Here is a 2,898-nt window from a genome sequence, read left to right as displayed (position 1 = left end):
CGACCAGTCCGCCAATGACGCTGCAGATCGGCCAGGTACGTTGATTGAGGGGGGCAGTGCCATCACTGTGAGTAGCGCAACCGGTCAACAGGCTGCCCAGCAGCAGAACCGGCAAGACGGTCCGTGTGAGATTGCTCATTTCCAAAGCTCCTGTGTCACCGGCCGATGCCGGTTACACAGGAGTAAAGACCCGCATCCGCGACTGCACAAGCCGGGGATCCGAGGGGCTTAGCGCTCGATTTTAATTTCCGTACGACGGTTTTGTGCACGACCGTCGGCAGTTTTGTTTTCGGCTACCGGCTGGCTCTCACCGGCACCGGTAACAGACACAAAGTTGCTGCGCGGCACGCCTTGCTGGATGAGGTACTCAACCACCGAATGAGCGCGTTTATCCGACAGTTTCTGGTTGTAGGAATCGCTGCCCACGCTGTCGGTATGACCGGTTACGGTCAATCGGGCAGTAGGGGCTTCCGCTTTCAAACGAGTGGCAATCTTGTCGAGTACCAGTTTGTCGGACGACGTGAGCGTTGCTTTATCGAACTGGAAGTGGACATCACGAATGACAATGGTTTCTTCCTTGACCACTACAACTTCTTCAACCACTGGAGCAGGTGCTGGTGGTGGGCAACCATCGGCATCGACCTGAACGCCTCTAGGTGTGCCCGGGCACTTGTCGCGACTGTCCGGAACACCATCGCCGTCTTCGTCGCCGTCACCGTGAACCCAGCAATAAGCGGCCGCCGTACCACCGACAACCAGCGCGCCCCAACCTGCCCACGACGAGCTCTCGGTCGCGCCGAGACCCGCACCTACGACACCACCGACCGCCGCACAGGTCGGCCAGTCGGTTTTCTGCAAACCTGCGCAACCAGTCAACACACTGGTTAGCAGAACCAGGGGTAATGCTGTCCGAACTATGCTCATCTAGTTTTCTCCTGAAGGATCGGCTTAGAACCGATTCAGGGAGTAAAGACCGGAGTTTTAATCTCCGCCAGCAATAGGCCATTGCAGTTTTGTCCCCTGTTCACGGCAGATCATCTCTTTTCAGGGAAAGCCGCTCTAGGCTCGAACTTGCGGGCAGGCTAGTCTTGGCAGACCTGACTGAGGAACTTCGATGATTGCAGCTATTTCTTCGCGCACGCCACAACAGGCGTTGGCCGCTTTGCTGGATCGTTACGCCCCTGCACGCCTGCTGCTGATCGGCGCCAGCGAATTCCCGGCGCTTGAAGCCTTCAAGCTCGCCCACCCCGACAGCTGCGTGGCGCATGCTGCGCCGGGAGCATTGCCGGCCGAACTGGCGGCGCGCCGGTTTGACCTGGCGCTGGTGGTCGATTGCCTCGAACACTTGCCCAAGCGCGATGGCCTGAATTTGCTCGGCGGCATCCGCAATCTCAACGCCAGCCGCATCGCCGTCCTCGCCGACTTACCGGCCAGCGGCTGGCAGGAGACGGACTTTTTCTCCCTGGCCCTGCAAGCCAGCGAACGCTTTCAGCGCGACGAACAGGTGCTGACCCTCTTCACCTATGATCTGCTTGACTACAAACAAGTCCCGGACTGGCTCAATTCGCGCTTTTGGGCCAATCCGGAAAACTTCGGGAAATATTGGTGGTAACGCATGAGTACATCCATTTGCCCTTGCGGTAGCGGCACCCTGCTCGACGCCTGCTGCGGTCCTTACCATGCCGGCCACCCGGCCCCTTGCGCCGAAGCCCTGATGCGCTCGCGCTATAGCGCCTATGTGCTGGGCCTGATCGACTATCTGGTGGCGACCACCCTGCCCGCCCAGCAATCAGGACTCGACCGGCAATCGATCAGCGACTGGAGTGCCCAAAGCACCTGGCTGGGCCTTGAGGTGGAAAGCTCCGAAGTGCTCGGCGGCCAGCCGGAACACGCGTTCGTGACCTTTACCGCGCGCTGGCACGACGGCAGTGGCGAGCACAGTCATCGTGAACGCTCGTCATTCGTCCAGAACGCTGGACATTGGTACTTCATCGATCCCACCGTACCACTGGACATCGGTCGCAACGATCCATGCCCTTGCGCCAGCGGGCAGAAGTTCAAGAAATGCTGCTCGGGCTATTTCGGCGCTTGAGGTGACCGCAAAAGATCGCAGCCTTCGCCAGCTCCTGCACGGGATTGCCTGCACACTGCAGGAGTGGCCGAAGGCTGCGATCCTTTAACGACTAGACTGGGGTTCAAGGGAGAAGAACGACCATGATCACCCGGCGATTCGCACAATGTCTGCTCATGCTTGCCCTTTGTCTGGGGCTCGGCGGCTGTGCGTCCTGGTTCGCCAGCGATGAGCCAGACCCCGAAGTGCACCTGACCCGGGTGGAAGTGGTGCGCGCCAAACTGCTGGAGCAACGCTTCGTGTTGCACTTTCGCATTGATAACCGTAGCGAAAACGAGCTGACCGTACGCGGTATGGAATACCGCATTCATTTGGGCGACATCCTGCTGGTCGATGGCGAGCATGAACACTGGATCAGCATCGGCCCCAAGGCCAGCCGTTTTTACAAAGTGCCGATCCGCACCAACCTGTGGCCCAAGGTCAGAGACCTGGTCAAACAGTTGAAAAACTCCGAGCAAGGCATTCCCTATCGCCTCGAAGGTGAAATGGAAACCGGTTTATTCATCGCCCACTACGTGCACCTGGAGCGCAATGGCGTGATAATCCCCGCCGATCTAATTCCGGAGTAACCCCGATGACCCAGCAACCCCATGTCCACGGCCCTGACTGCAACCACGATCATGACCATCATGATCACGACCATGGTCATGTACACGGCCCGAATTGCGGCCACGCCCACCAGGAACCGGTGCGCAATGCCTTGAAAGACGTTGGCCGCAACGACCCTTGCCCATGCGGCAACGGCAAGAAATTCAAGAAGTGCCACG

5 protein-coding genes and 1 pseudogene are annotated in these 2,898 nt (G+C 58.9%); 4 read left to right on the top strand and 2 right to left on the bottom strand.

The window, feature by feature from the left end; all coding sequences use genetic code 11:
• Positions 1-139, bottom strand: a pseudogene (locus tag D8U18_RS25235) (OmpA family protein); the annotation flags it as partial.
• An 89-nt stretch (positions 140-228) separates the two neighbouring features.
• The gene (locus D8U18_RS25230; protein WP_130904374.1) at positions 229-924 is read right to left on the bottom strand and encodes an OmpA family protein; all 696 of its coding nucleotides are present in this window, start codon (positions 922-924) and stop codon (positions 229-231) included.
• Between the two features lie 190 nt (positions 925-1,114).
• Between D8U18_RS25230 and D8U18_RS25225 the strand changes: the two genes are divergently transcribed.
• The 4 genes from D8U18_RS25225 to D8U18_RS25210 form a co-directional block, all read left to right on the top strand.
• Entirely contained in the window at positions 1,115-1,612 is a 498-nt protein-coding gene (locus tag D8U18_RS25225) for a DUF6231 family protein (RefSeq protein ID WP_056856134.1), read from the top strand.
• A gap of 3 nt (positions 1,613-1,615) precedes the next feature.
• A complete protein-coding gene (locus tag D8U18_RS25220; protein ID WP_056856135.1) occupies positions 1,616-2,092 on the top strand; it encodes a YchJ family protein in 477 nt (158 codons plus the stop codon).
• A gap of 122 nt (positions 2,093-2,214) precedes the next feature.
• On the top strand, positions 2,215-2,700 hold the full coding sequence (locus D8U18_RS25215) for an LEA type 2 family protein (protein WP_130904376.1): 486 nt from the start codon (positions 2,215-2,217) through the stop codon (positions 2,698-2,700).
• Positions 2,701-2,705: 5 nt separating this feature from the next.
• A partial coding sequence (locus D8U18_RS25210) for an SEC-C metal-binding domain-containing protein (protein WP_131108822.1) occupies positions 2,706-2,898 on the top strand: 193 nt, incomplete at its 3' end.

This window comes from Pseudomonas sp. Sample_10 (genome assembly GCF_004321495.1).
Taxonomy (GTDB): domain Bacteria; phylum Pseudomonadota; class Gammaproteobacteria; order Pseudomonadales; family Pseudomonadaceae; genus Aquipseudomonas.
This window is presented reverse-complemented; position numbering and strand designations above follow the sequence as displayed.